23 protein-coding genes are annotated in these 26589 nt (G+C 50.4%); 21 read left to right on the plus strand and 2 right to left on the minus strand.

The annotated features are described in order from the left end of the window. Positions 1-310 precede the first annotated feature (310 nt). The 12 genes from pyrR (at position 311) to OXB_RS10105 (ending at position 14206) form a co-directional block, all read left to right on the plus strand. Positions 311-853 (plus strand): bifunctional pyr operon transcriptional regulator/uracil phosphoribosyltransferase PyrR, encoded by a 543-nt coding sequence (pyrR, locus tag OXB_RS10050; RefSeq protein WP_041073916.1) that lies wholly within the window; start codon positions 311-313, stop codon positions 851-853. Positions 854-879: 26 nt separating this feature from the next. Beyond that, positions 880-2166 carry a uracil-xanthine permease family protein gene (locus OXB_RS10055; protein ID WP_041073917.1) on the plus strand — a complete coding sequence of 429 codons (1287 nt, stop codon included), beginning with the start codon at positions 880-882 and terminating at the stop codon, positions 2164-2166. A 189-nt stretch (positions 2167-2355) separates the two neighbouring features. Next, a complete protein-coding gene (locus tag OXB_RS10060; protein ID WP_041073918.1) occupies positions 2356-3234 on the plus strand; it encodes an aspartate carbamoyltransferase catalytic subunit in 879 nt (292 codons plus the stop codon). A 1-nt stretch (position 3235) separates the two neighbouring features. Beyond that, positions 3236-4513 (plus strand): dihydroorotase, encoded by a 1278-nt coding sequence (locus tag OXB_RS10065; protein ID WP_041073920.1) that lies wholly within the window; start codon positions 3236-3238, stop codon positions 4511-4513. After that, entirely contained in the window at positions 4513-5613 is a 1101-nt protein-coding gene (locus tag OXB_RS10070) for a carbamoyl phosphate synthase small subunit (RefSeq protein ID WP_041076615.1), read from the plus strand. Before OXB_RS10065 ends, OXB_RS10070 begins: the two co-directional genes overlap by 1 nt. Then, the gene (gene carB / locus OXB_RS10075; RefSeq protein ID WP_041073922.1) at positions 5606-8803 is read left to right on the plus strand and encodes a carbamoyl-phosphate synthase large subunit; all 3198 of its coding nucleotides are present in this window, start codon (positions 5606-5608) and stop codon (positions 8801-8803) included. The genes OXB_RS10070 and carB overlap by 8 nt, the downstream gene beginning before the upstream one ends. Then, positions 8800-9576, plus strand: a complete 777-nt coding sequence (locus OXB_RS10080; RefSeq protein WP_041073924.1) for a dihydroorotate dehydrogenase electron transfer subunit — start codon at positions 8800-8802, stop codon at positions 9574-9576. Before carB ends, OXB_RS10080 begins: the two co-directional genes overlap by 4 nt. After that, the gene (locus OXB_RS10085; RefSeq protein ID WP_041073926.1) at positions 9573-10487 is read left to right on the plus strand and encodes a dihydroorotate dehydrogenase; all 915 of its coding nucleotides are present in this window, start codon (positions 9573-9575) and stop codon (positions 10485-10487) included. The genes OXB_RS10080 and OXB_RS10085 overlap by 4 nt, the downstream gene beginning before the upstream one ends. Beyond that, on the plus strand, positions 10484-11194 hold the full coding sequence (gene pyrF, locus OXB_RS10090; RefSeq protein WP_041073928.1) for an orotidine-5'-phosphate decarboxylase: 711 nt from the start codon (positions 10484-10486) through the stop codon (positions 11192-11194). Before OXB_RS10085 ends, pyrF begins: the two co-directional genes overlap by 4 nt. 3 nt (positions 11195-11197) lie before the next feature. After that, the gene (gene pyrE, locus OXB_RS10095; RefSeq protein WP_041073930.1) at positions 11198-11827 is read left to right on the plus strand and encodes an orotate phosphoribosyltransferase; all 630 of its coding nucleotides are present in this window, start codon (positions 11198-11200) and stop codon (positions 11825-11827) included. A gap of 108 nt (positions 11828-11935) precedes the next feature. Next, positions 11936-12130: a hypothetical protein gene (locus OXB_RS10100; RefSeq protein WP_041073932.1), complete on the plus strand. Its 195-nt coding sequence runs from the start codon at positions 11936-11938 to the stop codon at positions 12128-12130. Between the two features lie 45 nt (positions 12131-12175). Beyond that, complete coding sequence (locus OXB_RS10105) at positions 12176-14206, plus strand: flagellar assembly protein A (protein WP_041073934.1); 2031 nt, start codon at positions 12176-12178, stop codon at positions 14204-14206. 32 nt (positions 14207-14238) lie between these two features. Here the strand turns inward: OXB_RS10105 and OXB_RS10110 are convergent, their stop codons facing one another. Together OXB_RS10110 and OXB_RS10115 are read right to left on the minus strand one after the other, a co-directional pair. After that, positions 14239-14538 carry an IclR family transcriptional regulator domain-containing protein gene (locus OXB_RS10110; RefSeq protein ID WP_084212439.1) on the minus strand — a complete coding sequence of 100 codons (300 nt, stop codon included), beginning with the start codon at positions 14536-14538 and terminating at the stop codon, positions 14239-14241. A gap of 19 nt (positions 14539-14557) precedes the next feature. Then, positions 14558-16249: an Rqc2 family fibronectin-binding protein gene (locus tag OXB_RS10115; RefSeq protein WP_041073938.1), complete on the minus strand. Its 1692-nt coding sequence runs from the start codon at positions 16247-16249 to the stop codon at positions 14558-14560. A 132-nt stretch (positions 16250-16381) separates the two neighbouring features. Here OXB_RS10115 and gmk point away from each other — a divergent pair, with 132 nt between their 5' ends. From gmk to pknB, 9 genes are all read left to right on the plus strand, one after another. Next, complete coding sequence (gmk, locus tag OXB_RS10120; protein ID WP_041073940.1) at positions 16382-17008, plus strand: guanylate kinase; 627 nt, start codon at positions 16382-16384, stop codon at positions 17006-17008. Next, the gene (rpoZ, locus tag OXB_RS10125; RefSeq protein WP_041073942.1) at positions 17002-17226 is read left to right on the plus strand and encodes a DNA-directed RNA polymerase subunit omega; all 225 of its coding nucleotides are present in this window, start codon (positions 17002-17004) and stop codon (positions 17224-17226) included. The genes gmk and rpoZ overlap by 7 nt, the downstream gene beginning before the upstream one ends. Positions 17227-17312: 86 nt before the next feature. Continuing rightward, the gene (coaBC, locus tag OXB_RS10130) at positions 17313-18533 is read left to right on the plus strand and encodes a bifunctional phosphopantothenoylcysteine decarboxylase/phosphopantothenate--cysteine ligase CoaBC (protein WP_041073944.1); all 1221 of its coding nucleotides are present in this window, start codon (positions 17313-17315) and stop codon (positions 18531-18533) included. Next, positions 18523-20934, plus strand: a complete 2412-nt coding sequence (gene priA / locus OXB_RS10135; protein ID WP_041073946.1) for a primosomal protein N' — start codon at positions 18523-18525, stop codon at positions 20932-20934. The genes coaBC and priA overlap by 11 nt, the downstream gene beginning before the upstream one ends. A gap of 67 nt (positions 20935-21001) precedes the next feature. After that, entirely contained in the window at positions 21002-21514 is a 513-nt protein-coding gene (def, locus tag OXB_RS10140) for a peptide deformylase (protein WP_041073947.1), read from the plus strand. Then, positions 21511-22452: a methionyl-tRNA formyltransferase gene (fmt, locus tag OXB_RS10145; RefSeq protein WP_041073950.1), complete on the plus strand. Its 942-nt coding sequence runs from the start codon at positions 21511-21513 to the stop codon at positions 22450-22452. The genes def and fmt overlap by 4 nt, the downstream gene beginning before the upstream one ends. Beyond that, positions 22449-23819, plus strand: a complete 1371-nt coding sequence (gene rsmB / locus OXB_RS10150; protein WP_041073951.1) for a 16S rRNA (cytosine(967)-C(5))-methyltransferase RsmB — start codon at positions 22449-22451, stop codon at positions 23817-23819. The genes fmt and rsmB overlap by 4 nt, the downstream gene beginning before the upstream one ends. A gap of 19 nt (positions 23820-23838) precedes the next feature. Next, the gene (locus tag OXB_RS10155) at positions 23839-24600 is read left to right on the plus strand and encodes a Stp1/IreP family PP2C-type Ser/Thr phosphatase (RefSeq protein ID WP_052483978.1); all 762 of its coding nucleotides are present in this window, start codon (positions 23839-23841) and stop codon (positions 24598-24600) included. Beyond that, the gene (gene pknB / locus OXB_RS10160) at positions 24597-26582 is read left to right on the plus strand and encodes a Stk1 family PASTA domain-containing Ser/Thr kinase (protein WP_041073953.1); all 1986 of its coding nucleotides are present in this window, start codon (positions 24597-24599) and stop codon (positions 26580-26582) included. Before OXB_RS10155 ends, pknB begins: the two co-directional genes overlap by 4 nt. Positions 26583-26589 lie beyond the last annotated feature (7 nt).

Here is a 26589-nt window from a genome sequence, read left to right on the forward strand (position 1 = left end):
TCGTCGGCTGGCCCGCGGAAAGCGTCCGCTCGGAACGGAAATCAACGGTTAGAAGAAGTTATTTATTTCAATTTAAATAAATTAATAAAGTATACAACTTGTTGACATGCAAACAATACAGAGGTATACTGAACCAAGCAATTGAATAGCGATACCTTTAAAGTCAGTCCAGAGAGGCTGGGAAGGTTGCACGGAAGTGTACAGGTGAACTGTTGCGCGCAGTTTCAGTGTACCGTTATTTCTGCACGTATACCCTCCCGCCTACCAAGGCAGGGAGGGTTTTTTTGTGAATTCAGAGGAGGACAGGGCCATGACGGAAAAAGCGAATATATTGGACGAGCAGGCTATCAGTCGGGCGATCACGCGCATCGCCCATGAAATTATCGAACGCAATCGCGGAATTGAGGATTGCATACTCGTCGGCATCAAAACGAGAGGAGCCTTTCTCGCGGAACGGCTCGCAAAGAAAATTGAACAGATCGAAGGAAAATCGATTTTGACGGGGGAACTCGATATTACATTATATCGCGACGACTTGATGCTCAAGCATGGAACGAACGAACCTCTTGTCCATGAGGTAGATATCCAACATGATGTTGCAGACAAGAAAGTCATCCTTGTTGATGACGTGCTATACACCGGTAGGACAGTACGGGCCGCGATGGATGCCGTGATGGACCGTGGAAGGCCGGCAGCTATTCAACTGGCCGTGCTTGTCGACCGAGGGCATCGGGAATTGCCGATCCGCCCGGACTTTGTCGGGAAGAACATACCGACGTCCAGCGACGAACGAGTCGTTGTCAGCTTACAGGAAGCCGATAGCATGGACAGCGTCACCATTCATGAAAAATAAAAAGCGTCGCGGAGGAAAATGAAATTATGAACGGAAAAGTTCTGGATGTGCATCAAAAGCCGACTATCGATAAATGGCTTGCCTTAAGTTTACAACATATGTTTGCAATGTTCGGAGCGACTATTTTAGTCCCGAAACTCGTCGGACTCAGTCCGGCCATCGCGCTGTTGACAAGTGGGATTGCGACAATCGTCTTTGTCCTAGTGACCGGCTTCAAAGTGCCGGCGTATCTCGGATCCTCGTTCGCCTTCATCGCACCGATCTTAGCTGCGACGGAAACGGGTGGCATTGGCAGCGCGATGATCGGAAGCATGTTCGTGTCGCTGGTCTATGCAATCGTCTCCCTTCTCATCTGGACCACCGGGTCGGCATGGATCATGAAACTGCTGCCCCCGGTCGTAGTGGGACCGGTCATCATGGTTATCGGACTGGCAGTGGCGCCGGTTGCGGTCAACATGGCAAGCACGATTAAAGTGGGGGGCGAAGACGTCTATAGTATGCTGCACTTTTCGGCCGCATTGGTTACGTTAGCGTCGGCCATCATCTGCCTTATGTTCTTCCGGGGGGTTATCAGCTTGATGCCGGTGCTGATCGGTATCGTCGTCGGATACATCTACTCCGGATTCATCGGAATCCTCGATTGGCAACCGGTGCGGGATGCAGCCTGGCTGGAAATACCGGAATTCCTAATTCCCGGTGTCGATTATGAATTCGTTATCACGCCTACCTTGCTGCTGATCATGGTGCCGATCTCGATTGTCACCATTTCCGAGCATATCGGCCACCAGCTTGTACTCGGCCGGGTCGTGGAAAAGGATTTCATCAAAGATCCCGGTCTAAACCGTTCGATCCTAGGAGATGGGCTAGGGACGCTGATCAGTGGCCTGCTCGGCGGTCCGCCAAAGACGACGTATGGGGAAAACATCGGTGTCATGGCGATCACCCGGGTGTACAGTGTCTATGTCATCATGGGGGCAGCCGTGTTTGCCATCATCTTCTCCTTCATCGGTAAAATGATGGCGATGATCCAGACGATCCCTACGGCAGTTTTGGGAGGAATTTCCATACTATTATTCGGAATCATTGCGTCATCCGGATTGCGAATGCTCGTCGATCATAAGGTCGACTTCGGGAAGCAGCGCAACTTGGTCATCACCTCAGTCATTCTAGTCATCGGTATCGGAGGTGCGACCATCCAAGTGAGCGAGACATTCCAAGTCGGCGGCATGGCGCTGGCCGCCATCGTCGGTGTCATCTTGAACCTTATCCTCCCAGGCAGAACAGATGAAAGCCTGGCGGATGAAACTGAATAGTCCACACCTTTTAACATTATCCAGAGAGATACGAAAGGTTCGTTTGCCGGATTCCTTTACGGGACTCCTGTATGCTGCTTGCGAGCCTTTCCAAAGAACGGAAAGGCTCTTTTTTGGGAGTATGATTGACTGGTAAAAGTCATGCACTTCTGTTGATCGTGTACGGTTTCAAAAATGGGAGGTATCTACATGGAACACTTAGTTTCAATGAAACAACTATCTGAAGATAGCATTATGGCGCTCCTCGAACGCGCAGATATTTTTAAAAAGTATGGAGGCCGGGAATTTCCCGGGAAATTTAAAGTGGCCAACTTGTTTTTTGAACCGAGCACGAGGACCAAAATGAGCTTTGAAATGGCCGAAAGAAAACTAGGCCTAGATATTCTGCCATTTGAATCCAGTTTTTCCAGCACTCTAAAGGGTGAAACCTTATATGACACCGTGAAGACTTTGGAAGCGATCGGTTTGGACGCGCTTGTAATCCGGCACCCTTATAATGGATATTTTAAAGAACTCATCGGGCGAACTTCCGTTTCAATCATCAATGCAGGGGACGGAGCAGGCCAGCATCCGACGCAATCCCTCTTGGACCTGTTTACAATTTGGGAAGAGTTCGGGACTTTCAAAGGATTGAATATCCTCATTGCGGGGGATATAGCACATAGCCGTGTCGCTCGTTCCAATGCGGATGCTTTGACCAAATTGGGCGCCAATGTGAGATTCCTTTGTCCGGCTGAATGGGCAGGCGAATTCGATAGTGTGGATGACTGGGACGAAGTGCTTGAAACAAGCGATGTTGTCATGCTTCTCCGTGTCCAGCATGAAAGACATGAGTCACATGACGTATTCACCGAATCCAGCTACCATGAACGGTACGGGCTCACGGAGGAACGGTCGAAAAAGATGAAGGACCGAGCCATCATCATGCACCCGGGACCGGTGAACCGCGGTGTCGAGATAGCGGAAAGCCTGATCGAAAGTCCGAAATCGCATATTTTCAAACAGATGGAAAATGGTGTGTATGTGCGGATGGCGGTATTGGAAGCTGTACTAAAAGGGAGGAATTGACATGAAAAAACTAATCCGAGGAGTCAGAATCTTAAACGGAGAAGGACAACTTCAACATACAGATGTAAAAATAACCGATGATAAAATAACCGAAATTGGTGCGAATCTGGCTCCGGAGGGCGCTGAAATCATAGAAGGGAATGGCCTGTTCCTCTCTCCAGGATTCATCGATGTCCACGTCCATTTGCGTGAACCGGGTGGAGAACATAAAGAAACCATTGCCAGCGGGACGTTAGCAGCTGCAAAAGGCGGCTATACGACGGTATGTTCGATGCCGAACACCCGCCCTGTGCCGGACACAAAAGAAAATTTGGATTTTGTTAATGGTTTGATTGCCAAAAACGCTTTGATCCGTGTATTGCCATACGCCTCCATCACAATCCGCGAAGCGGGGAAAGAACGGACTAACTTGGCTGAACTGAAAAAGCATGGTGCGTTTGCTTTCACCGACGATGGGGTGGGTGTCCAGCAGGCCGGCATGATGTATGAGGCAATGCAAGACGCGGCTCAAATCGGTATGGCGATTGTCGCGCATTGCGAAGACAATACCCTCATCTATGGAGGCGCGATGCACGAAGGGAAGCGCAATAAGGAATTGGGACTTCCGGGCATTCCATCCATTGCGGAATCTGTACATATCGCGCGTGATATCCTCCTTGCCGAGGCGGCGGGAGCCCATTATCACGTATGCCATGTCAGCACGAAAGAATCCGTCCGGACGATCAGGGACGCGAAGAAAGCAGGGATCCATGTAACAGCGGAAGTAAGCCCACATCATTTGCTTCTATGCGAAGATGATATTCCGGGAGATGACGCAGACTGGAAAATGAATCCTCCATTGCGAGGAAAAGAGGATTTGCTGGCGCTCCGCGAAGGATTGCTCGACGGCACGATCGACTGCATTGCGACCGACCATGCCCCGCATACAGCGGAAGAGAAAAGCGTCGGAATGGAAAAAGCCCCTTTTGGCATCACGGGATTCGAAACGGCATTCCCGCTCCTATACACGAATTTCGTCAAGGAGGGGAAATGGACGCTGCAGCAATTGATCGATTGGATGACCGCAAAACCGGCCGAAGTATTCGGATTGCCATATGGGAAGCTGGAAGTCGGGGCACAAGCAGACCTAGTCCTGATCGATCTGGAAAAAGAACAAGAAATCGACCGCAAGACCTTCCTATCCAAAGGGAAGAATACACCATTCGATGGCCAGCAATGTACGGGTTGGCCGGTAAAAACGATTTACGGCGGAAAAGTCGTCTGGGAGGATGCTGAATGATGAAAAAACGATTACTCATTTTAGAAGATGGCTCTATTTTTGAAGGGACCGCTTTCGGTTCCGATGAAGCTTCCATCGGTGAAACAACGTTTTCCACAGGAATGACAGGTTACCAGGAAGTCATTTCCAACCCATCAGCATGTGGACAAATCATTGTCATGACGTATCCATTGATCGGAAATTACGGCATCAATCGCGATGATTATGAATCGATCGATTTGGCCATAAACGGACTGGTCGTACGTGAACTGGCGGATGAGCCTTCCAACTTCAGAAGCAGCATGACGTTAGATGAATTATTATCCATCAAAGGAATTCCGGGAATCCAAGGGATTGATACACGGAAATTGACTCGCCTCTTGCGGGATAAAGGCTCCTTGAAAGGGATCTTGACAGCGGCGGGAGAAGAACCGAACATCGAGGAAAAAATTGCGGAAGTACAAGCAACAACATTACCGACCGACCTAGTGGCACGGGTTTCGACAAGAAAATCCTATCCAAGCCCAGGCCGCGGCAAGCGGGTTGTCTTGATCGACTACGGTATGAAACATGGCATCCTTCGTGAATTGAATAACAAGGACTGTGACGTCGTAGTCGTGCCGTATAATACTTCATCTGAAGAAATATTGGCCCTCAGCCCGGATGGCATCGTCCTTTCCAACGGTCCCGGCAATCCGGAAGACGTGGAAGGCGCAGTGGATATCATCAAGGAATTGCTTGGCAAAGCGCCGATCTTCGGCATCGGACTTGGCCATCAACTGTTCGCATTAGCTTGCGGGGCAAAAACCGTGAAGCTGAAAAACGGACATAACGGAGGGAACCATCCGGTGAAAGAATTGGCAACCGGCCGGACTGAACTGACAGCCCAATGTCACAGCTACGCAGTGGATGAAGCATCGCTCGCGGGAACAGGTCTGGAAGTGACCCATATCGCATTGAATGATGGCTCGATCGAAGGATTGAAAAGCGAACAATACCAAGCATTCTCGGTCCAGTTCCATCCGGAAGCATCGCCGGGCCCTGAAGATTCGATTCATCTATTCGGAAGATTTACCGATTTCATGAAAACGAGCAACGGAAAGGAGCATACCAATGCCTAAACGTCAAGATATAGAAACGATCCTCGTCATCGGGTCCGGCCCGATCGTCATCGGCCAAGCGGCAGAATTCGACTATGCCGGAACGCAAGCCTGCCTTTCATTAAAAGAGGAAGGATACCGCGTTATTCTCATCAACTCGAACCCGGCTACGATCATGACCGACACGGAAATTGCGGATAAAGTGTATATCGAACCGATTTCACTCGAATTTGTCAGCCGTATCATCCGTAAAGAACGTCCGGATGCCATCTTACCGACACTCGGAGGTCAGACAGGCCTGAATATGGCGATTGAGCTGCATGAATCAGGCATTTTGGATGAACTAGATGTGGAAATCCTAGGTACGAAACTGGATGCCATCCACCAAGCGGAAGACCGCGACCTGTTCCGAACGCTGATGAATGAATTAGGTGAACCGGTGCCTGAAAGTGAAATTATCCACAACATCGAAGAAGCGCGTGCTTTTGTCGCAGAAATCGGCTATCCGGTCATCGTCCGTCCAGCTTTTACGCTCGGCGGAACAGGCGGCGGAATTTGCTATGACGACGAAGATCTCGAAGAAATAGTTGCAAGCGGATTGAAATATAGCCCGGTTACACAATGCCTGCTCGAAAAATCGATAGCCGGCTTCAAGGAAATCGAATATGAAGTGATGCGGGACTCAGCGGATAATGCGATTGTCGTTTGTAATATGGAAAATGTCGACGCGGTCGGCATCCACACTGGGGACTCGATCGTCGCAGCTCCATGCCAAACATTATCCGATAGGGAAAATCAAATGCTGCGCAATGTATCCTTGAAAATCATCCGCGCTTTGAAAATCGAAGGCGGCTGTAACGTCCAGCTTGCTTTGGATCCGCACAGCTTCGATTACTACATCATCGAGGTGAATCCGCGGGTCAGCCGTTCATCCGCCCTTGCCTCAAAAGCGACCGGCTACCCGATCGCCAAGCTTGCGGCAAAAATCGCGGTCGGCTTGACGCTAGATGAAATGATGAACCCTGTTACAGGCACGACATACGCTTGTTTCGAACCGACGCTGGATTATATCGTAACAAAAATTCCACGTTGGCCGTTTGATAAATTCGAATCTGCCAAACGGAATCTTGGAACGCAAATGAAAGCGACCGGCGAAGTGATGGCGATCGGCCGGACATTCGAAGAGTCCATCTTGAAAGCCGTCCGTTCCCTAGAAACCGGTCAATTCGGACTATCCCTGAAAAACGGCTCCGAATTGTCAGATGAGTGGATCGAACAACGAATCCGACGTGCGGGAGACGAGCGCCTGTTCTTCATCGGCGAAGCGCTGCGCAGAGGGGTGACAGTCGAAACGATCCATGACTGGAGCATGATTGACGTGTTCTTCCTTCGGAAATTGGAGAATATCGTCAAATTCGAAGCTATCTTGAAAGAACATCCATTTGATGAAGCTGCATTATATAAAGCGAAACGGATGGGGTTCGCAGATGTGACAATCGCCGAATTATGGAATACGGATGAGCGATCGGTTTACGACTTCCGTAAGGAGCGAGACATCATTCCTGTCTACAAAAAAGTGGATACGTGCGCAGGAGAGTTTGAATCTGATACACCTTACTTCTACGGAACATATGAAGAGGAAAACGAATCCATCCAATCCGAGAAGAAAAGTGTCCTCGTCCTCGGTTCGGGTCCGATCCGCATTGGACAAGGGGTGGAGTTCGACTATGCGACCGTTCACTCGGTTTGGGCGATTCAACAAGCGGGGTATGAAGCGATCATCGTCAATAATAACCCAGAGACGGTATCGACGGACTTCTCGATTTCCGACAAATTGTACTTTGAACCACTGACGATTGAAGATGTCATGCACATCATCGACCTGGAACAGCCGGAAGGCGTCATCGTCCAATTCGGCGGGCAAACGGCCATCAACTTGGCGGCTGGTTTGGAAGCACGCGGTGTGAAAATCCTCGGGACTACCTTGGAAGATATCGACCGTGCGGAAAATCGCGATAAATTCGAACGTGCTTTGCATGAAATCGGCATTCCGCAGCCGCTTGGGAAAACAGCAGTTTCCGTGCCGGAAGCAGTGGTGATTGCCAACGAAATCGGCTATCCAGTCCTTGTCCGTCCATCTTACGTTCTTGGGGGCCGTGCGATGGAAATCGTTTACCGCGAAGAAGAATTGCTCCATTATATGGAACATGCGGTGGAAGCAAGCCCAGAGCATCCGGTATTGATCGACCGCTATTTGACAGGAACAGAAATTGAAGTCGACGCAATCAGCGACGGAGCGAACGTCGTCATTCCGGGAATCATGGAACATATCGAGCGTGCAGGTGTCCACTCCGGAGACTCCATTGCCGTATTCCCTCCACAAAACTTGACAGAGCGCCAAGTGGAAACGTTGGTCGATTACACGACAAGATTGGCTAGAGGATTAAATATCGTCGGCTTGCTGAACATCCAATATGTCATCTCGGACGGCGAAGTGTATGTCATCGAAGTGAACCCGCGTTCCAGCCGGACAGTTCCATTCCTAAGCAAAATTACGAATATCCCGATGGCTAACGTCGCGACGAAAGCCATCATGGGACAATCCATCGCGGATCAAGGCTTTAAAACAGGATTGGCTCCTGTACCGGAAGGCGTCTACGTGAAAGTTCCTGTTTTCTCCTTCGCAAAATTGCGCCGCGTCGATATCACACTCGGACCTGAGATGAAATCGACCGGGGAAGTCATGGGGAAAGATACGACACTCGAGAAAGCATTGTATAAAGGCCTGGTCGCAGCCGGCATGGAGATCAAAGGCCACGGTTCCGTCCTGATGACCGTTGCGGATAAAGACAAAGAAGAAACAATCGGCTTGGCAAAACGCTTCCGGAATATCGGCTATCATATTTTGGCGACGGAAGGAACGGCAAAAGCATTGAAAAAAGCCGGAATCTCTGTGGAAACCGTCGAGAAAATCGGTTCGGAAGGACCAGATTTGCTCGATGTCATTCAAAAAGGGGAAGCGCAATTCATCATCAATACGTTAACGAAAGGGAAACAACCGGAACGTGACGGCTTCCGGATCCGCCGGGAAGCGGTGGAAAACGGCGTTCCATGTTTCACTTCCTTGGATACTGCGGAAGCGACTCTCCAAGTAATCGAATCGATGACATTCCAAATGGAGGAAATGCCGAAGCAGGAGGTACCAGTATGATTATGCAAGACCGAATGACGGTGACAAGCCAACAGCGATTGGCAAAAGCAATATTTGAAATAAAACTAACAGGAAGATTGGTCGGGGAAATTGCTTCCCCCGGCCAGTTTGTCCATATCCGCGTTTCGGATTCATTTGAACCGTTATTACGGCGTCCGATTTCTATCGCTTCGATCAATCGGGAAGCGGAGGAAATGACACTTATATACCGTGCTGAAGGAAGAGGGACATCATTGCTGTCACAAAAACGTGTCGGGGATGAAGTTGATGTGCTCGGTCCGCTCGGCAACGGTTTTTCTGTGGACGAAACCGCTGCGGGAGAAACGGCAATCTTGATTGGCGGAGGAATCGGAGTGCCGCCGTTATATGAATTGTCGAAGCAATTGACGGCAAAAGGCGTAAATTGTATTCATGTCCTCGGTTTTCAAAGTGCAGACGTTGTTTTTTATGAGGAAGAATTCAATATGCTGGGTGAAACTTACATCGTTACGGTTGATGGGTCTAAAGGGACGAAGGGCTTTGTGACGAATGTCATGACCGAGCTTCCCAATGACTTCGCTACGTATTATAGTTGCGGGCCAATGCCAATGCTGGATGCGGTGCAAAAAATGTACGAAGGCAAAAAAGGGTTCCTTTCATTTGAACAGCGGATGGGTTGCGGAATCGGTGCTTGTTTTGCTTGCGTATGTCAAACGACGGAAGAGACGGACAAGGCATATATCAAGGTATGCTCGGACGGTCCGGTCTTCCCGGCAGGGGTGGTGGCGATATGAACAGATTATCAGTGGAATTGCCGGGGATGCAGTTGAAGAATCCGATCATGCCGGCTTCCGGATGCTTCGGTTTCGGGAAAGAATACGGCCAATTATATGATCTGTCGAAACTTGGCGCAATCATGATCAAGGCGACGACGCTCGAAACGAGATTCGGCAATCCGACGCCGCGTGTGGCGGAAACGGCGGCGGGCATGCTGAACGCCATCGGACTGCAAAACCCGGGCTTGCACGGAGTTATGGAAAACGAACTGCCGTGGCTGGAGCAATTCGATGTGCCGATCATCGCCAATGTTGCCGGAACGGAAACAGAGGATTATGTAGAAGTGGCCAAGACGATTTCCACCGCTCCGAATGTCCAAGCGTTGGAATTGAACATCTCTTGCCCGAATGTAAAATGCGGAGGGATTACGTTTGGTACGGATCCGCAGCAGGCGCATGATTTGACGGCTGCGGTAAAGCAAGTTTCCGAAGTGCCGGTCTATGTAAAACTGTCGCCTAATGTGACGGATGTAAAAGAAATTGCACTGGCGGTGGAAGAAGCCGGCGCGGACGCCATCACGATGATCAACACACTCGTCGGCATGCGATTGGACCAGAAGACAGGACGCCCGATCATCGCCAACTTGACAGGAGGCTTGTCGGGCCCAGCGGTCAAACCGGTCGCCATCCGGATGGTGTATGAAGTGAGCCAAGTCGTCAATATTCCGATCATCGGCATGGGGGGCGTGGCGGAAGTGGAAGATGTCATTGATTTCCTTTCAGCTGGAGCGAGTGCCGTGGCAATCGGAACGGCCAACTTCGTCAATCCTTTCGTCTGTCCGGAAATCATCGATCAATTGCCTGCGAAGTTGGATGAACTCGGCGTAGACCACATTTCGGAACTGGTGGGAAGGAGTCACCGACTATGAAAACATCTCCGATTATTGCCCTCGATTTCGATTCCGCTGAAAAGACGTTAGCGTTTTTGAAGGCGTTTGAAGGCGACCTCAATGTAAAAGTAGGCATGGAACTGTATTACAAAGAGGGGCCTGCCATTGTGGCCAAGCTGAAAGAGGCAGGCTATGGCATCTTCCTTGATTTGAAACTGCATGATATTCCAAACACTGTCATGTCTGCGATGGCCGTGCTGGCCGGGATGGGCGTCGATCTCGTCAACGTCCATGCGGCTGGCGGAAAACGGATGATGGAAGCCGCGTTGGAAGGGCTAGATAAAGGGACGCCGGCAGGTTCGAAACGTCCATCGCTTATCGCAGTTACACAGCTGACCTCCACGGATGAACGTCAAGTCCGGGAAGAGCAATTGATCGGAGTCCCGCTGAAAGAATCGGTCCTGCATTATGCCAAGCTGGCAAAAGAGGCCGGGTTGGAAGGGGTCGTCTGCTCGGTACATGAAGCGGGGGCCATTTCAGATACTTGTGGTCCATCGTTCTTCAAGGTGACCCCGGGCATCCGGATGGCGGATGGCGGACAACATGATCAGAAACGGATTGCTACACCTGATGAGGCGAAAAAAGCCGGTTCGACTCATATCGTCGTCGGACGGGCCATCACGGGAGCGGCCGATCCGCGTACGGCTTACGAACGCGTCAATGCCTTATGGAAAGGGACGGATTGATATATGGAAAAGAAAGATATAGCGAAAATTCTCTTGAATGTCGGGGCGGTGGCGTTAAGTCCCCAAGATCCATTCACTTGGGCTTCGGGAATCAAGTCTCCTATCTATTGTGATAATCGGTTGACGATGTCCGATCCGGTTGGCCGGAAACAGATTGCGGAAGGCCTGGCCAACCTTGTTCGAGAAAATTATCCGGAGACAACGGTCATTGCAGGAACGGCAACGGCCGGTATTCCGCATGCCGCATGGGTCGCCGATATTCTCGGATTGCCGATGGTATATATCCGTTCCAAAGCGAAAGGCCACGGACGCAGTCGGCAGATTGAAGGGAAAATCGCGGATACGGACAAAGCCGTCATTATTGAAGATTTGATTTCCACTGGCGGCAGCAGCTTGAATGCAGCCGAAGCCCTTCGTTCGGAAGGGGTCGAGGTGACAGGCATCGTATCGATTTTCACTTACGAACTGCAGAAGGCGGATGAAGCGTTTGCATCTGCTGGTTTGACGTACAACAGTTTGACAGATTTCGGTGCGTTGACCGAGGCTGCCTCGGAAAGCGGTGCCATCAGCGAGGATTCGATTGGAGAGTTGCTCGAATGGCATGGGAAATTGAAACAAGGATTATTGCAATAAAAAGAAGTCATTCCGCCAAGGAGAAGCCGGGCGGAATGGCTTTTTTATATCGATGAAATATTACAGATTTTAGGGTAAGTGATTTTTTATTGTAAGATATACTCCGTCTTGGAACTGAAGCAATGGAACAACTTAAAAGAGGACAAAGATGAAGATGGATATTATGATGCAGAAATTGCAATATTCTTTGACGTGTGGTGGAGCGGGCCGCATGAAAAAATATTTGGTGAAACGCTTGAAGAGGTTGCAAAGATGACCAATGGAATTAAGCAGGCTGCCCTCTCAATAAATCCCAATGTATGATATTATGAAAATAATAGGTAATTCGATATGGGAGGATGGATTTAGATGAAGAAGGCGGTAACGGTTCAGGCGAATACGGTGGAAGAAGCTATTCAACAAGCATTGGATATTATTGGCCTGCCAGTCGAGCAAGTTCATGTGGAAGTGATTACGAATCCGGGGCGGCGGTTGATGGGGTTTCGTAAGGTGATGGCGAAAGTGACGGTCACGGAATTGGAAGCCGGCCCGACGGATGAGTCATATGCCGAATTGGCTGCCATCGTGGATGACGTGTTAGCCACCGATCACTCAGGTGGCGACAATCACCGCCCCACCCCGATCGTGCAGTCGGCTAAATCTTCATTCGGCGTGAAACTGAACGACGGCGAACTGCAATTTCTTTTCGATGAAGCACAGTATCCCGTCCTCGTTCCGGATGATTCCGTCCAGCTTTTCGTGAATGGGGAACAGAAGAAGGAGAAGACAGTCATTTCGCCGACGGATGCAGTCACTGTCACATTATGCGATGAACTCATCCCTCCGCAATATTCCATCCAACTGATCGAACAGGAGATGATTGCTCTCTTGCATTTTACGCCGGGGAAACGGGTTCGGCGTACGTTAGCCGACACTGATTGGCAGGCTCAATTACATATTAAAGCGGAGGAAGAGATCGAGTATTACAATAATGTGGAACCCCAAGAGATCGTAGATGAACTGAAGGAATTGGGCATCCAGCAGGGGCTTTTATTCCCGGCTATCAAAAAAGTGACAGCTGTGAATAAATCTTATGAACTCATCGTGGCGAAAGGTACCTTGCCCGTCGAAGGGACGGATGGAGATCTGGAGGTCCATATCCAATACGAGGAATACGATCCAGATAGCGAGGAGAAGGTCGATTTCCGTGAAATGAACGCCATCATGAATGTCCGGGAAGGGCAAGTCATCGCGACCCATATTCCGCCAGTTCCCGGAACGGAAGGCCGGAATCTGCTGGGGAAACCGATTCCCGTCAAGCCGGTCCGCGATATCCATCTGAGACTCGGAAAAAATGTCAAACAAGTGGGCCAAGATATTGTTGCGGCCGTTTCAGGGAAGCCGTCGCTGGATTGGCGAGAGAAGTTGGTGAAAATTGATGTCCATCACGAGTTCCATCACCCGGGAGAAGTCGATTTGGAGAGTGGGAACATTCGGTTTGAAGGGGATGTTCGAATCGGTGGAAATGTGATGCCGTCCATGTTTGTCAGAGCGACGGGGACGATTTATATCGGGGGGACTGTCACTAAAGCGACGGTCCATGCCATTCAATCCGCTTTTATCCGAGGAAATGTGCTCTCTTCCACAATCAGTGTCGGGGAACAGGAAGTCGTGATCAGTGAACTTGTCGCCGACTTGAAACATGTTGTAACGATGATGGAACAGATCCGGATGGCGATCCAACAAGTCTTGATTATCCGCGGGAATGAAGAGGGGGAGATAAACCCGTCCGAGGTAAAGCGTCTCATTTATTTATTGATGGAAAAGAAATACTCGCGCTTCGAGGAACTGAATAAGCGGTTCATCCAAAATGTCAAAGAGCATGCAGATCATTTGACGGAGGAATGGACGAGCATAGCAAATCGTTTCTATGATGCTTTCGTCAATCCGTTGAAAGAGAGTTTGGAAGGCTTGGCGGGATTCGGAATGCTGATCGAGGATGCACAACTGCTCATTGAAATTTATGGTGCCGAGGCTTCACCCCAAAATGAGCTAGTGCTTCCATATGCCATTAACAGCACTTTATTCAGCAACGGAAATATCAAGGTCACTTCGAAAGGGGTCTATCATAGTTCGTTGAAGGCGAAACGTGATATTACAATTAAAGGGGTCTGCCGAGGGGGCGAAATTATAGCAGAGAATCTGATCACCTTGCAGGAAACGGGTTCCGAAACGCCTGTCAAGACGGTCGTTAAAACGGGCAGGACCGGAAGGATTAAAATCGGTCTCGCCTATGCAGGGACCGAAATTCAAGTGGGACCTAGAAAGCATATATTCTCTAAAAATGGACATTCGATAGTTGCCCGCTTGAATGGAGAGGATGAACTGGTGTTATATTAACCGCTAGCCATACTATTTACACCGTCCAGCGATCATGGATGCAGCGAAAAAGCATGGGCGGGATGTTTAATTCCGTCCCGCTTTCGCTCCTCTGAAATCTTATGGGCGTATGTCTTGACCAGTCCGAAGTATGGATCTTTTTTGTCATCATCCAACCGGCTCATCGGAAAATAGATTCCGATCGTAGTCGCAGGTTCTGTTCCATGATCCCAAATAGGTGCTGCTACCCCACCGGCATCGGACGTCCGTTCCCCATGACTGATGGAAAAGCCTGCATCCTGCATCCTGACTCCATGATAAAATGAAAAAACAGGGGAGTGAAGCAGTACCATCACTCCCCCGTTATGATTCTCACTTCTTCAACCTTCGCACGACATCCTCGTCAGGCGTCACAAACATCGTATTTTGTTCGAAATAAATGACAAATCCCGGCTTCGCCCCGCTCGGCTTTTTGACGTGCCGGATCTGTGTAAAGTCGACGGGCACCGAGGAGGATTCCCGGGCTTTGCTGAAATAGGCGGCTAATATCGCGGCTTCCTGGATCGTCTGTTCATCCGGTTCGCTAGTATGGACGACAACATGGGATCCGGGGATATCCTTCGTATGGAGCCAGAGATGGTCCCGTGCAGCCAATTTGAATGTCACATGATCATTTTGCTTATTGTTCTTCCCGACGGAAATCGGGATACCGGTTGAAGACATATAGGCTTCCGGGGCAGGTTTTTTCGGTTTAGCCTTCTTTTTCAACTTGCGGGCCCGCATGAATCCAAGTTCCGCGAGCTCTTCACGTATTTCTTCGATATCTTCTGGGGATGCTTGCAATACTTGCTGTTTGACCATTTCGAAGTAATCGATGTCTTCCTTCGCTTTTTCCAATTGCTCGGCAATCATGACCAATGCTGTCTTCGCTTTCGTATAGCGTGCGTAATAGCGTTGGGCATTGTCGATCGGTGATTTTCGCGGGTCGAGCGGAATGGTGACCGTCGTCCCTTCCTCGTAGTAATTTTCGACTGTCGCTTCCGTCGCACCTTTTTGGATGGCGTAGCTATTGGCTGTCAACAGTTCGCCGAATAGCTGGAATTTGTCTAGTTGGCCCGCTGCATCTTGTTCTTTCTGAAGCTTTTTCATCTTCAGTGTCAATTTCGCGATTTCATTATCGAGCCAGCGTTCCAGATCGGCGGCCTGTGACTTCACCCGTTCTCTTTCAGCCCGGGCGAAATACACTTTGTCGAGCAAGTCGCCGAGCGTATTGAATTCCGCAACGGTCCGATCGGCATAGGTGAGTGCTACGGCAGAAAAGACTGTTTTAGCTCCGGTTTCCGAAATGTTCGGCGAGCCGTTTTGATTGGTGAACGATTCCAGAAATTCCGTGAACACCTCATATTTTTCACTGGCTGCAACAGCATTCAGACGGTGAAGCAATTCTGTCGCAGTGACGGGGGAGAACCCGGCCAAAGCGCCGACAATATCCCGTGCGTTTTCGAATTTCGGAAGCGAGGATAGGAATTCTTCCTGTGAGACAGCAAACGGATCCGCCTTGTCCTGGGACGGCGCCGGGATGTAAGGCTGCCCGGGCAATACGGTCCGGTAGCTATTTACGGATGGCGGCAGATGCTTCATACTGTCAATGATCAAATCGCGGTCCGGATCGACCAACAGCAGATTGCTGTGCCGCCCCATGATTTCGATGACGAGTTTCCGATTGATATCGTCTCCGATTTCATTTTTCGCCCGGATATCAAACGAGATGATACGGTCGTTCCCGAATTGTTCGATGGAGCGGATCATCCCGCCTTCCAGATGTTTGCGCAACACCATGCAGAACATCGGCGGTTCGGCTGGATTGGAGATGACTTCGTCAGTCAATTGGATACGGGAATAGGAAGGGTGGATCGAAATCAGGAGCTTATGATTCTGCCCATCGGCGCGGATGAGAAGGACAATTTCTTGCGTGTTCGGTTGGTGGACTTTGGAAATGCGGCCGTTATTCAGCACCTGCAGTTCCCCGGCCATCGCTTTTGTGAATAAACCATCAAATGCCATGTGGATTCCTCTTTCAATTCATTTTCTCCATTTTAGCATTATAGGTGGGAGTTATGGTACAATATGAACAGATTAGGTGGATTCAAATAGCGTCATCCATTGAAAATCAGAACAGGATAGAAGAGGGATTGCATGTATAAAAAACGAGGGCTGTTAATTGTCCTATCGGGACCTTCCGGCGTTGGTAAAGGGACGGTCCGGAAAGAGCTTTTTACACAACCTGATACGAACTACGAATACTCCATCTCGATGACGACAAGGAGCCCCCGTGAAGGCGAAGTGGACGGCGTCGATTATTTCTTTAAATCACGTGATGAATTCGAGAAATTGATCGAAGAAGGAAAGCTGCTGGAGTATGCCGAATATGTCGGGAATTATTACGGCACCCCGCTCGACTATGTCAATGAAACACTCGATGCCGGAAGGGATGTCTTTTTGGAGATCGAAGTGATCGGGGCTGCCCAAGTACGCTCCAAAGTGCCGGATGGTCTATTCATCTTCCTGGCGCCGCCAAGCCTGTCCGAGCTCGAGACGCGTCTGATCGGCAGAGGGACCGAAGAGTCGGATGTCATCGCGTCCCGTGTTGCGAAAGCTCGGGAAGAACTCGAAATGATGAATCTATACGATTATGTCGTGGAAAATGACGAAGTGTCGAAAGCGTGCGATCGCATCAATGCCATTGTCATCGCGGAGCATTGCCGCCGGGAACGCGTAGAGAAACGTTATTTACATATGTTGGAGGTTGAAAAGCAATGTTAAATCCATCGGTCGATTCTTTGAAAGGTAAAATCGATTCCAAGTATACGCTCGTCACGCTCGCAGCGAAGCGCGCGCGTGAAATGCAGGAGGAAGGAAACAAACTGCTGCATTCGTACCAATCCAAAAAGAACGTGGGCAAGGCGTTGGAGGAAGTGGCTGCGGGCGTTTTGAAAAAACAGAAGCAGGATGATTCCATCGTCTACGAAGACGAAATTTGACCTGCACCATTCATAATGTAGCGTGACACTCCCTTAGAAACGAGTTTTTCTTGGGGAGTTTGTCATTTTTAGAAAGGAAGAGAAGGATGCTGGATAATAAAAAAATTCTTCTATGTGTGACGGGGGGGATCGCTGTCTACAAGGCGGTGGCGCTCGTCAGCAAACTGTCACAGGCAGGAGCGGATGTGAGAGTGATGATGACCGGATCCGCAATGGAATTTGTGACGCCGCTTTCATTCCAGGCGATGTCCCGCAATGATGTTTATTTCGATACGTTTGATGAAAAGGATTCCCGGGTGATTGCCCATATCGATCTTGCGGATTGGGCTGATCTAGTCATCGTTGCACCCGCTACAGCCAACGTCATCGGAAAGCTCGCACACGGCATAGCGGATAATATGGTGACGACGACCTTGCTAGCGACGACCGCGGAAGTGTGGATCGCACCCGCGATGAATGTCCATATGTATGAAAATAAAGCAGTCGTCCGAAATATCGCCCGTCTTCATGAGGACGGATATCGGTTCATCGAGCCGTCGGAAGGATTCCTTGCTTGCGGTTACGTCGGAAAAGGCCGCTTGGAAGAGCCTGAGAAAATCGTTGCTCTCGTCGAGGAGAGATTCCAATCGAAGCGCGCCCCCCTTCCGCTTTCCGGTAAAAAGGTCGTCATCACAGCCGGGCCGACCCGGGAACGGATCGATCCGGTCCGCTACGTATCCAACTTCTCCACCGGCAAGATGGGCTATGCGATGGCGGAAGCGGCGGCCGCACTCGGGGCCGATACGGTACTCATTTCCGGCCCGGTCGGTTTGCCGAAACCCACGGGAGTGCGGGTGATTGACATCGAGAGCGCCGCGGAAATGTTCAAAGCGGTGAAATCGGAATACGATGACGCTTATATGGTCATCAAATCGGCAGCCGTTGCGGATTATCGTCCGAAAGAAATCCACCCTCAGAAAATGAAAAAGCAATCGGGCGATTCGAATATCGAGTTGGAACGAACAGTCGATATTTTAAAAACGCTCGGTGAAATGAAAACGGATCAGCTGTTGGTCGGCTTTGCGGCAGAAACCCAGCGAGCGGTGGAGTATGGGAAAGGAAAACTGGAAAGCAAGAACTTGGATTATATCATCGTCAACGATGTGACGGATCCTGATGCCGGATTCGGAAAAGATACGAACGTCGTCACTCTCCTCTCCAAGAACGGTTTGCATCAGCCATTCCAGGCGATGCCGAAAAAAGAACTGGCTACATTGTTACTTGAAACGATCATACGCGAAGAAAGTGAAACGATCCATGATCGCTGAAGTGATTGTCGATGTGGCAGCGTATCCGATCGATCGTCCTTTCGATTATTTGGTACCTCCGAATTGGGAATCGGTGATTGAACCGGGTTCCCGGGTTAAAGTGCCGTTCGGTCCACGGAAGGTGCTTGGCTATATAACCGGATTGAAGGCGGAAAGTGATCTGGATATGGCTAAGCTGAAGCCGATCGATGAATTGATCGATTTGGAACCGGTCATTTCAAAAGAAATGCTCCATTTGGCAAAATGGCTGGCGAATGAAACACTTTCTTATGAAATCGATGCTCTTCAAGTGATGATGCCCGCTGCAATGCGAGCGAAATATGAAAAATTCATCGTCGTCAAACGGGAAGAGTTCATTGACGATGAAGGATTTCTGAATCTCATTGCGGGGCGGAAGAGGGTTCCGATGAAAGAGGCGGTGTCATCCGGATTTGTGAATCTATTAAAGAGGTACGTAGAGTCAGGTGCTATTGTAGTCGACACGATTGTCCGCCAGCAGACTGCGATGAAAAAAGAGCGTGCCATCCGGATAGCGGATGCCGAAACGCTCTTGAAAATACGGGAGACCATCCATGCGAACGCAAAGAAACAAGCCGAACTGCTAGATTGGATGCTGACGCATGCCGGGGAAACGGTATGGGCGAAAGACCTTGTTGAGAAATCGGGCATCGAGCCGGCCGTACTGAAAGCGGTCATCGAAAAAGGGGCGGCGACGGAAAAGTTGGAAGAAGTATACCGGGAACCGGCCGCCCCCCAGTTGAAAGATACTCCTGCGCCGCTCTCCTTGACGGAGGAACAGCGCCATGCCGTCAATACAGTGACGGCCTCCATGGATAGAGGACAATCGAAAACCTTCCTTCTCCATGGTGTGACGGGCAGCGGGAAAACGGAAGTCTATTTGCAGGCGATCAAGCGGGTGTTGGAAAAAGGGCAGGAAGCGATCGTCCTCGTTCCCGAAATTTCATTGACCCCACAAATGACATCCCGCTTCATCGAGCGATTCGGTTCATTGGTCGCCGTCATGCACAGCGGATTGTCCGCAGGGGAAAAATATGATGAATGGCGGAAAATCAGCCGGGGCGAAGTGAAAGTCGTAGTCGGGGCGAGATCCGCCATTTTCGCCCCTTTTGAGAACTTGGGCATCATCATTCTGGATGAAGAACATGAATCGACCTACAAACAGGAAGAGCCGCCCCGTTACCATGCGAGAGACGTAGCGATCAAACGGGCGGAATATTACGGCTGTCCAGTGATTTTGGGCAGTGCGACGCCTTCCTTGGAATCATACGCCCGGGCATCGAAAGGGGTCTATACTTTATTGAAATTGTCCCATCGCGCCAAGCGGCAGGCGATGCCGACTGTAACGGTCGTCGATATGCGGGAAGAGCTGAAGACCGGGAACCGCTCCATGTTCTCCGTCCCATTGGCGGAAGCGATCCGGCAACGTTTGGAAAGGCGCGAGCAGATCGTCCTGTTTTTAAATAAACGCGGATTTTCGTCATTCGTCCTGTGCAGAGATTGCGGAACAGTGGTCGAATGCCCGAATTGCGATATTTCGCTCACGTACCATCGGGCGCATGAACAGCTGAAATGCCATTATTGCGGTCATGAAGAGCGGGTTCCGCTCCAATGTCCGCAATGTGAAAGTGAACATATCCGCTTTTTCGGGACGGGCACCCAGAAAGCGGAGGAGGAGATTGCGAAGCTGTTCCCCGAAGCCCGTGTCTTGCGGATGGATGTCGATACGACCCGGCAAAAGGGCTCCCATGAGAGATTGCTCCGGCAATTCAGTGAGGGGAAGGCGGATATTCTCCTTGGCACGCAGATGATCGCCAAAGGTCTTGATTTCCCAAGGATCACGCTCGTTGGTGTCCTGGCAGCTGATACGACGCTCCACTTGGCGGATTTCCGAGCGGCGGAAAAGACGTTCCAGTTGATGACGCAAGTGAGCGGTCGGGCGGGGCGCCATGATTTGCCCGGTGAAGTGTTAATCCAGACGTATTCGCCTGAGCATTATGCGATCGATTTATCGAAGACGCAAAAATACGAGCCGTTTTACCAATTGGAGATGACGGCCAGGAAACAGTACGGCTACCCGCCGTTCTATTACATCACCCTTGTGCAATTCAGCCACGAGGACGTATTGAAAGTGGCCGATTTTGCGGATAAAGGGGCGAGGTTCCTGCGGGATAATCTGTCGCCCGAAACGGCCATCATCGGTCCGACCGCCGCCGCAATCAGCCGGGTGAACAATAGATATCGCTATCAATGTTTGATAAAATACAAAAAAGAACCGAAGCTGATCGAAACCTTACAACAGCTCATCAGATATTACCGGACCGATTGGATCAAATCGGGGCTGACGATGACGGTCGACGTAGAACCGACCTCCATCTTTTGACGTCAAATGAAGACACCGGTCTGCCGGAATAATTGTTGTGGACTAGATCTAGAAATGAGGAATTGAATTGGCAATCTTGGAAATTGTGAAACACCCTGCTCCCATCCTTCAACAGAAATGTGAAGAGGTCGTGAAATTTGATAAAGAGCTGGGCAAGTTATTGGACGATATGTATGAAACGATGGTGGCGGCGGACGGAATCGGCTTGGCTGCGCCTCAAGTCGGCAAGGCGGTACGTGTTGCCATCGTCGATATGGGGGAAGGACAAGACGTCATCGAAATGGTGAACCCGGTCGTGACGGCCATCGGCGGATCCGAAATCGAAGTGGAAGGCTGCCTCAGTTTCCCGGGATTGTACGGGGAAGTGGAACGCCCGTTTTTTGTGCGGGTGGAAGCGCAGGAGCGGGACGGCTCCCTCTATGAAATTGAAGCGGAAGACTATGAAGCAAGAGCGATCCTCCATGAAATCGATCATTTGAACGGTATTTTGTTTGATTCGAAAATTATTCGGGTCGTCGATCCTTCCGAATTCGAGGAGGATCCGGCCGATGAAGAGGACGGAGAGGGGGAAGTGCTTTGACGAATATCGTATTCATGGGAACACCGGATTTCTCCGTCCCTGTTTTAACGATGCTACATGACGAAGGGCATACGATTTTGGCTGTCGTGACACAGCCCGATCGTCCGGTCGGAAGAAAAAAAGTACTGACGCCTCCGCCTGTCAAGGAAGAAGCGCTTCGCCTCGGATTGCCGGTGATCCAGCCGGAAAGGTTGAAGGGCTCTACAGAATTGGAGGAAATCATCGCTCTGGCCCCCGACTTGATCGTCACGGCGGCATTCGGCCAACTTTTGCCGAAGGAATTGCTGGAAGCTCCGCGCCTCGGCTGCATCAATGTCCATGCTTCTTTGCTGCCTAAATACAGAGGGGGCGCACCGATCCATCAAGCGATCATCGATGGGGAGACGGAAACGGGGGTGACGATCATGTATATGGTGGAGAAGTTGGATGCAGGAGATATCATCTCCCAAGTGCGTGTTCCGATTGCGGAAACCGACCATACCGGAAGCCTGTTCGAATCGCTTTCCAAAGCGGGGACGGCTTTGTTGAAAGAGACGCTTCCTTCTATTATAGAAGGGACGAATAAAAGGACTCCTCAAGACGAGGAACAAGTGACATTCGCACGTAATATTTCACGTGAACAGGAAAAAATCGATTGGTCGAATGGCGGTAAGGCAATCTACGATCAAATCCGTGGCCTTCATCCATGGCCCGTCGCTTACACGACATTCGGCGGAGAGAACGTGAAAATCTGGTGGGCGGAAAAAGGGAAGTCCACTGCTGACGCAGCACCGGGAACGATCCTGGCGATTCAACAAGATCGAATCATCGTCAAAACGGGCGATGATACATCGATTGCCATCACGGATCTGCAGCCTGCCGGAAAGAAGCGGATGCCGGCAGATGTATTCGTCCGTGGCATCGGTTCGAAATGGAGTGAAGGAGACCGGTTCGAATGATGAAACCGAGACAGAAGATCTGGAACGGAAATGTTAGGGATGCCGCCCTTTCGATTTTAATGGAAATCAATCAACATCAAGCGTACAGCAACTTGCTGCTGAACCGCACGATCAAGAAATACCGGATAGAGGCGAAGGATCGAGGTTTATTGACCGAGTTGACGTATGGCACCTTGCAGCATCGGATGGCACTTGACTATTATTTGGAGCCGTTTGTCCGTGGGAAGCTGGATGATTGGGTGCGGGAGCTTCTTCGGCTTTCCCTATATCAGATTGTTTATTTGACCAAGATTCCACCCCATGCCGTCGTTCACGAAGCGGTGGAAATCGCGAAAAGGCGGGGGCATAAACGGATTGCGCCGACCGTCAATGGCATCTTGCGCAACGTGATGCGCCAAGGGGTGCGTTCCTTGGACGAACTGCCGGAGGGGACGCGGAAGACGGCACTCGAGACGAGCCATCCCGAGTGGCTGATCCAAAGATGGACCGAGCAATACGGCGAGGCGGAAGCAGTGGCGATGGCGCATGAAAACAACAATCCAGCCGCCATTACACTTCGGGTGAACCGAACGAAAGCGACTGTGGAAGAAGTGATCGGGATGCTTCAATCGGAAGGAGTCGAAGTGAGACATGGGGAAGTGGCTCCTGCTGCGCTCATTCCGCTGAAAGGAAATCCGATCCAGACCGAGGCGTTCCGGAAAGGGTATGTCACGATTCAAGATGAAAGTTCGATGCTGCCCGCTTTGGCGCTCGATGTGTCACCAGGGATGCGGGTGCTCGATATGTGTGCAGCCCCGGGAGGAAAAACGACTCATATTGCAGAATTAATGAATGATGAGGGGGAGGTTTTTGCGCATGACCTCCACGAACACAAACTGTCCCTCATCCGAGAGAATGCCGATCGTCTAGGACTGACATCCATCCAAGCGAAAAGTGGAGATAGCCGCAAGTTGGCCGAACTCTATGGACCGGCGTCGTTTGACCGGATCTTGGTGGATGCCCCTTGCAGTGGCTTCGGCGTAATTCGGCGCAAACCGGAAATCAAATACAATAAGACAGAAGAAGATTTGGCGGGTTTGCCGATCATCCAGTCGGAACTTCTGGATACAGCATACGAACTGATCAAGCCGGATGGAGTCATTGTCTACAGCACCTGTACGGTCGATGCGGCGGAAAATCAGGAAGTGGCGGAACAATTCCTGCAAAAGCATGCGGATATGGAAAGGGTTCCGTTGGGCCGTCTGGAAGAATTTAAGAAGCTGGACAATGAAGAAGATATGCTCCAAGTGCTGCCTCAGCATTTTGGCGGCGATGGTTTTTTTGTCGCAGCATTCCGTAAAACCGGTAATGGGAGAATTGAGTTGTAATTTGGAAATGAGGGGAAGAATGGTGCAGTACGAAGTCTTGACCGACATCGGAAGGAAAAGGACGATCAATGAAGACAGCGCTGCTGTTTATACGCTTCCGGAAGGGATTCTCCTGGCGGTGATCGCAGACGGCATGGGAGGCCATCGCGGCGGTGATTTTGCCAGTTCCACAGCAATCCGGGTTTTAGGGGAGCGCTTCAAAGAGCTCGGAGCAGCGCAAGTGGATGCAGCATTTCCATGGGACGAGTGGCTGCAGGAATCAGTCATCCACGTCAATGGTCTCATTTATGAACATGCCAAGGACCATGAAGAGTATTCCGGAATGGGAACGACTTTGGAGGCGGTTCTCGTCCAAGGGAATACGTGCCTCGTGTCACATATCGGGGACAGCCGTGTCTATGTGCTGAATGAACATGGCATCGAGCAAGTGACAAGGGACCATTCCTACGTCAATATCCTGCTGGAGAGCGGTGAGATCACGGAAGAAGAGGCCGCCGTCCATCCCCAGCGGAATTGGATCATGCGGGCGGTCGGTTCTGAGAAGACGATCCAACCCGATTTTTACACAGTAGAACTAACCGACGTCTCCTACTTGCTGCTTTGTACGGATGGGCTGAGCAATAAACTTTGCAAAGACTCCATCCATGAAATCGTATGGACGGATGCGTCTCTTCATGACAAAGCGAGAACTTTGATCGACTTGGCGAATCAAAGAGGTGGCGAAGATAATATTTCCGTTATTCTGGTCGACTTGTCCGATAGGGAGGTGGATTTCCCATGATCGGAAGCAGAATCGGCGGTCGCTATGAGATTTTGAAAGAGATCGGTGCTGGGGGGATGTCAAAGGTTTATCTAGCCCATGACATCATCCTGAAGCGGGATGTCGCCATCAAAGTGCTTAATTATGACTTTGCCAACGAAGATGAGCTGAAACGGAGATTCAAGCGGGAGGCGTTATCCGCAACGAGCCTTACCCATCCGAACATCGTCGATATATTCGATGTCGGGGAGGAAGGGGAACTTCATTACCTCGTCATGGAATATGTCGAGGGGCAAACCTTGAAAAAATTCATCCAAACGAATGGTCCTTTGCGGCCGGAAGAGGCTGTGCCCATCATGCGCCAGCTCGTATCGGCCATCTCGAATGCCCATCATAACGGTATCATCCATCGGGATATCAAGCCGCAGAACATTTTGATGGGTACCGATGGAAACGTGAAAATAACCGATTTCGGAATTGCAATGGCGCTGAGCGCGACAGTCCATACGAAAACCAATTCGGTCATCGGAACCGTCCATTATTTATCACCCGAACAGGCAAGAGGCGGCATGGCTACGAAAAAATCGGATATTTATTCACTCGGAATCGTGTTCTATGAACTGCTGACAGGGGAAGTGCCATTTTCAGCGGAGACGGCAGTGGCCATCGCCTTGAAGCATTTGCAGGAAGAGACGCCTTCTGCACGGGCTTTATTTCCGGAGATTCCGCAAAGCGTGGAAAACGTCATCTTGAAAGCGACGGCGAAGGATGCTTCGTACCGATACCAGTCGGCGGATGAGATGTACGATGACCTGCTGACGGTATTATCACCGGAACGCCAGCACGAAGAGAAGTTCACGATCCCTTTCGATGATGATAAAACCCTTGCCATCCCGATTGTCAGGGATAGTGCAAATTTCGAGCACGTCGAAGGGACGAAGAAGATCGAACCGGTCGCCCCTGCGACTCCCGAACCTCCTCCCCAAAAGAAAAAGAGGAAGAAATGGCCGATCATCGTTGGATCCGTCATAGGGGCACTCGTTATTTTGCTCCTAATCTTCCTGCTGCCCGGCTTGATCGGACCAAAGCAAAAGGAAATCCCGAAAGTGGAAGACATGGAAGTGAAAGAAGCGGAGGATCTCTTGGCGGAGGAAGGGTTTACGGTGGAAAAGCAGGAGGAGGAACCTTCGGAGACAATCGAAAAAGGACGAGTCACCCGCACGATGCCGGAAGCCGGCGAGAAACAGGATGTGGGGACAGCTGTCATAATCTACGTCAGTTCCGGTAAAGAGACAATCGAGATGAAAAGCTATATAGGGCATGACTATGATCGGATCGTGGACGTGTTGGAGGAATACGGATTCAAATCCATCACGCCTAAGGAAGAGTTTTCCGATGAACCACCCGGCACAATCATCGGCCAAGACCCTGAAACGGGGGAGGAAATTGTCCCGGAGCATACTGACCTCGTCTTCACTGTGAGCAAAGGGATTGAAAAGAGATCGGTAGCCGGGCTGAGTGGTTTCACGGATAGCGAGCTAAGGGACTATGCCGAAGATTCAGGGTTTGAAATCTCAGTCGTCGGTGAGCAGTATCATGGCACGGTGCCTGCAGGCCGGGTCATTTCCCAAACACCGAAAGCCGGCACCGAACTGCCGAAAGGTGGAAAGATCGAAGTCGTCCTATCGAAAGGGCCTGAAAAGAAGCCGGTTAAGCATTATATTCAAACGGTGACGATCGAATATGCTCCACAAGAGCCCGAATGGAATGAAGAGTACGGAAATTGGGATGGCAATGAGGAACGGGTTCCGCAGACAATCCGCATCTACATCCAGGACCGGAAGCATACCATGGACGAACCTGCCGAAGAGTTCGAAATCACCGAAACAATGAGTAAGAAAATTTCCATCGAACTGGAAGAGGGGCAGGTCGGCGCGTATCGGATCATGCGGGATTCGACCGAGATTGCGGCAGAGAGAATCGACTATAATGATGCTCAATAGAAAGAGG

It is taken from the genome of Bacillus sp. OxB-1, from assembly GCF_000829195.1.
Taxonomy (GTDB): Bacteria; Bacillota; Bacilli; order Bacillales_A; family Planococcaceae; genus Sporosarcina.

Bases quoted from the DNA above. Each gene is read 5' to 3' on its own strand.
- pyrR (WP_041073916.1), top strand. From the start codon at position 311: ATGACGGAAAAAGCGAATATATTGGACGAGCAGGCTATCAGTCGGGCG.
- OXB_RS10055 (WP_041073917.1), top strand. From the start codon at position 880: ATGAACGGAAAAGTTCTGGATGTGCATCAAAAGCCGACTATCGATAAA.
- OXB_RS10060 (WP_041073918.1), top strand. From the start codon at position 2,356: ATGGAACACTTAGTTTCAATGAAACAACTATCTGAAGATAGCATTATG.
- OXB_RS10065 (WP_041073920.1), top strand. From the start codon at position 3,236: ATGAAAAAACTAATCCGAGGAGTCAGAATCTTAAACGGAGAAGGACAA.
- OXB_RS10070 (WP_041076615.1), top strand. From the start codon at position 4,513: ATGAAAAAACGATTACTCATTTTAGAAGATGGCTCTATTTTTGAAGGG.
- carB (WP_041073922.1), top strand. From the start codon at position 5,606: ATGCCTAAACGTCAAGATATAGAAACGATCCTCGTCATCGGGTCCGGC.
- OXB_RS10080 (WP_041073924.1), top strand. From the start codon at position 8,800: ATGATTATGCAAGACCGAATGACGGTGACAAGCCAACAGCGATTGGCA.
- OXB_RS10085 (WP_041073926.1), top strand. From the start codon at position 9,573: ATGAACAGATTATCAGTGGAATTGCCGGGGATGCAGTTGAAGAATCCG.
- pyrF (WP_041073928.1), top strand. From the start codon at position 10,484: ATGAAAACATCTCCGATTATTGCCCTCGATTTCGATTCCGCTGAAAAG.
- pyrE (WP_041073930.1), top strand. From the start codon at position 11,198: ATGGAAAAGAAAGATATAGCGAAAATTCTCTTGAATGTCGGGGCGGTG.
- OXB_RS10105 (WP_041073934.1), top strand. From the start codon at position 12,176: ATGAAGAAGGCGGTAACGGTTCAGGCGAATACGGTGGAAGAAGCTATT.
- OXB_RS10110 (WP_084212439.1), bottom strand. From the start codon at position 14,538: ATGGTACTGCTTCACTCCCCTGTTTTTTCATTTTATCATGGAGTCAGG.
- OXB_RS10115 (WP_041073938.1), bottom strand. From the start codon at position 16,249: ATGGCATTTGATGGTTTATTCACAAAAGCGATGGCCGGGGAACTGCAG.
- gmk (WP_041073940.1), top strand. From the start codon at position 16,382: ATGTATAAAAAACGAGGGCTGTTAATTGTCCTATCGGGACCTTCCGGC.
- rpoZ (WP_041073942.1), top strand. From the start codon at position 17,002: ATGTTAAATCCATCGGTCGATTCTTTGAAAGGTAAAATCGATTCCAAG.
- coaBC (WP_041073944.1), top strand. From the start codon at position 17,313: ATGCTGGATAATAAAAAAATTCTTCTATGTGTGACGGGGGGGATCGCT.
- priA (WP_041073946.1), top strand. From the start codon at position 18,523: ATGATCGCTGAAGTGATTGTCGATGTGGCAGCGTATCCGATCGATCGT.
- rsmB (WP_041073951.1), top strand. From the start codon at position 22,449: ATGATGAAACCGAGACAGAAGATCTGGAACGGAAATGTTAGGGATGCC.
- OXB_RS10155 (WP_052483978.1), top strand. From the start codon at position 23,839: ATGGTGCAGTACGAAGTCTTGACCGACATCGGAAGGAAAAGGACGATC.
- pknB (WP_041073953.1), top strand. From the start codon at position 24,597: ATGATCGGAAGCAGAATCGGCGGTCGCTATGAGATTTTGAAAGAGATC.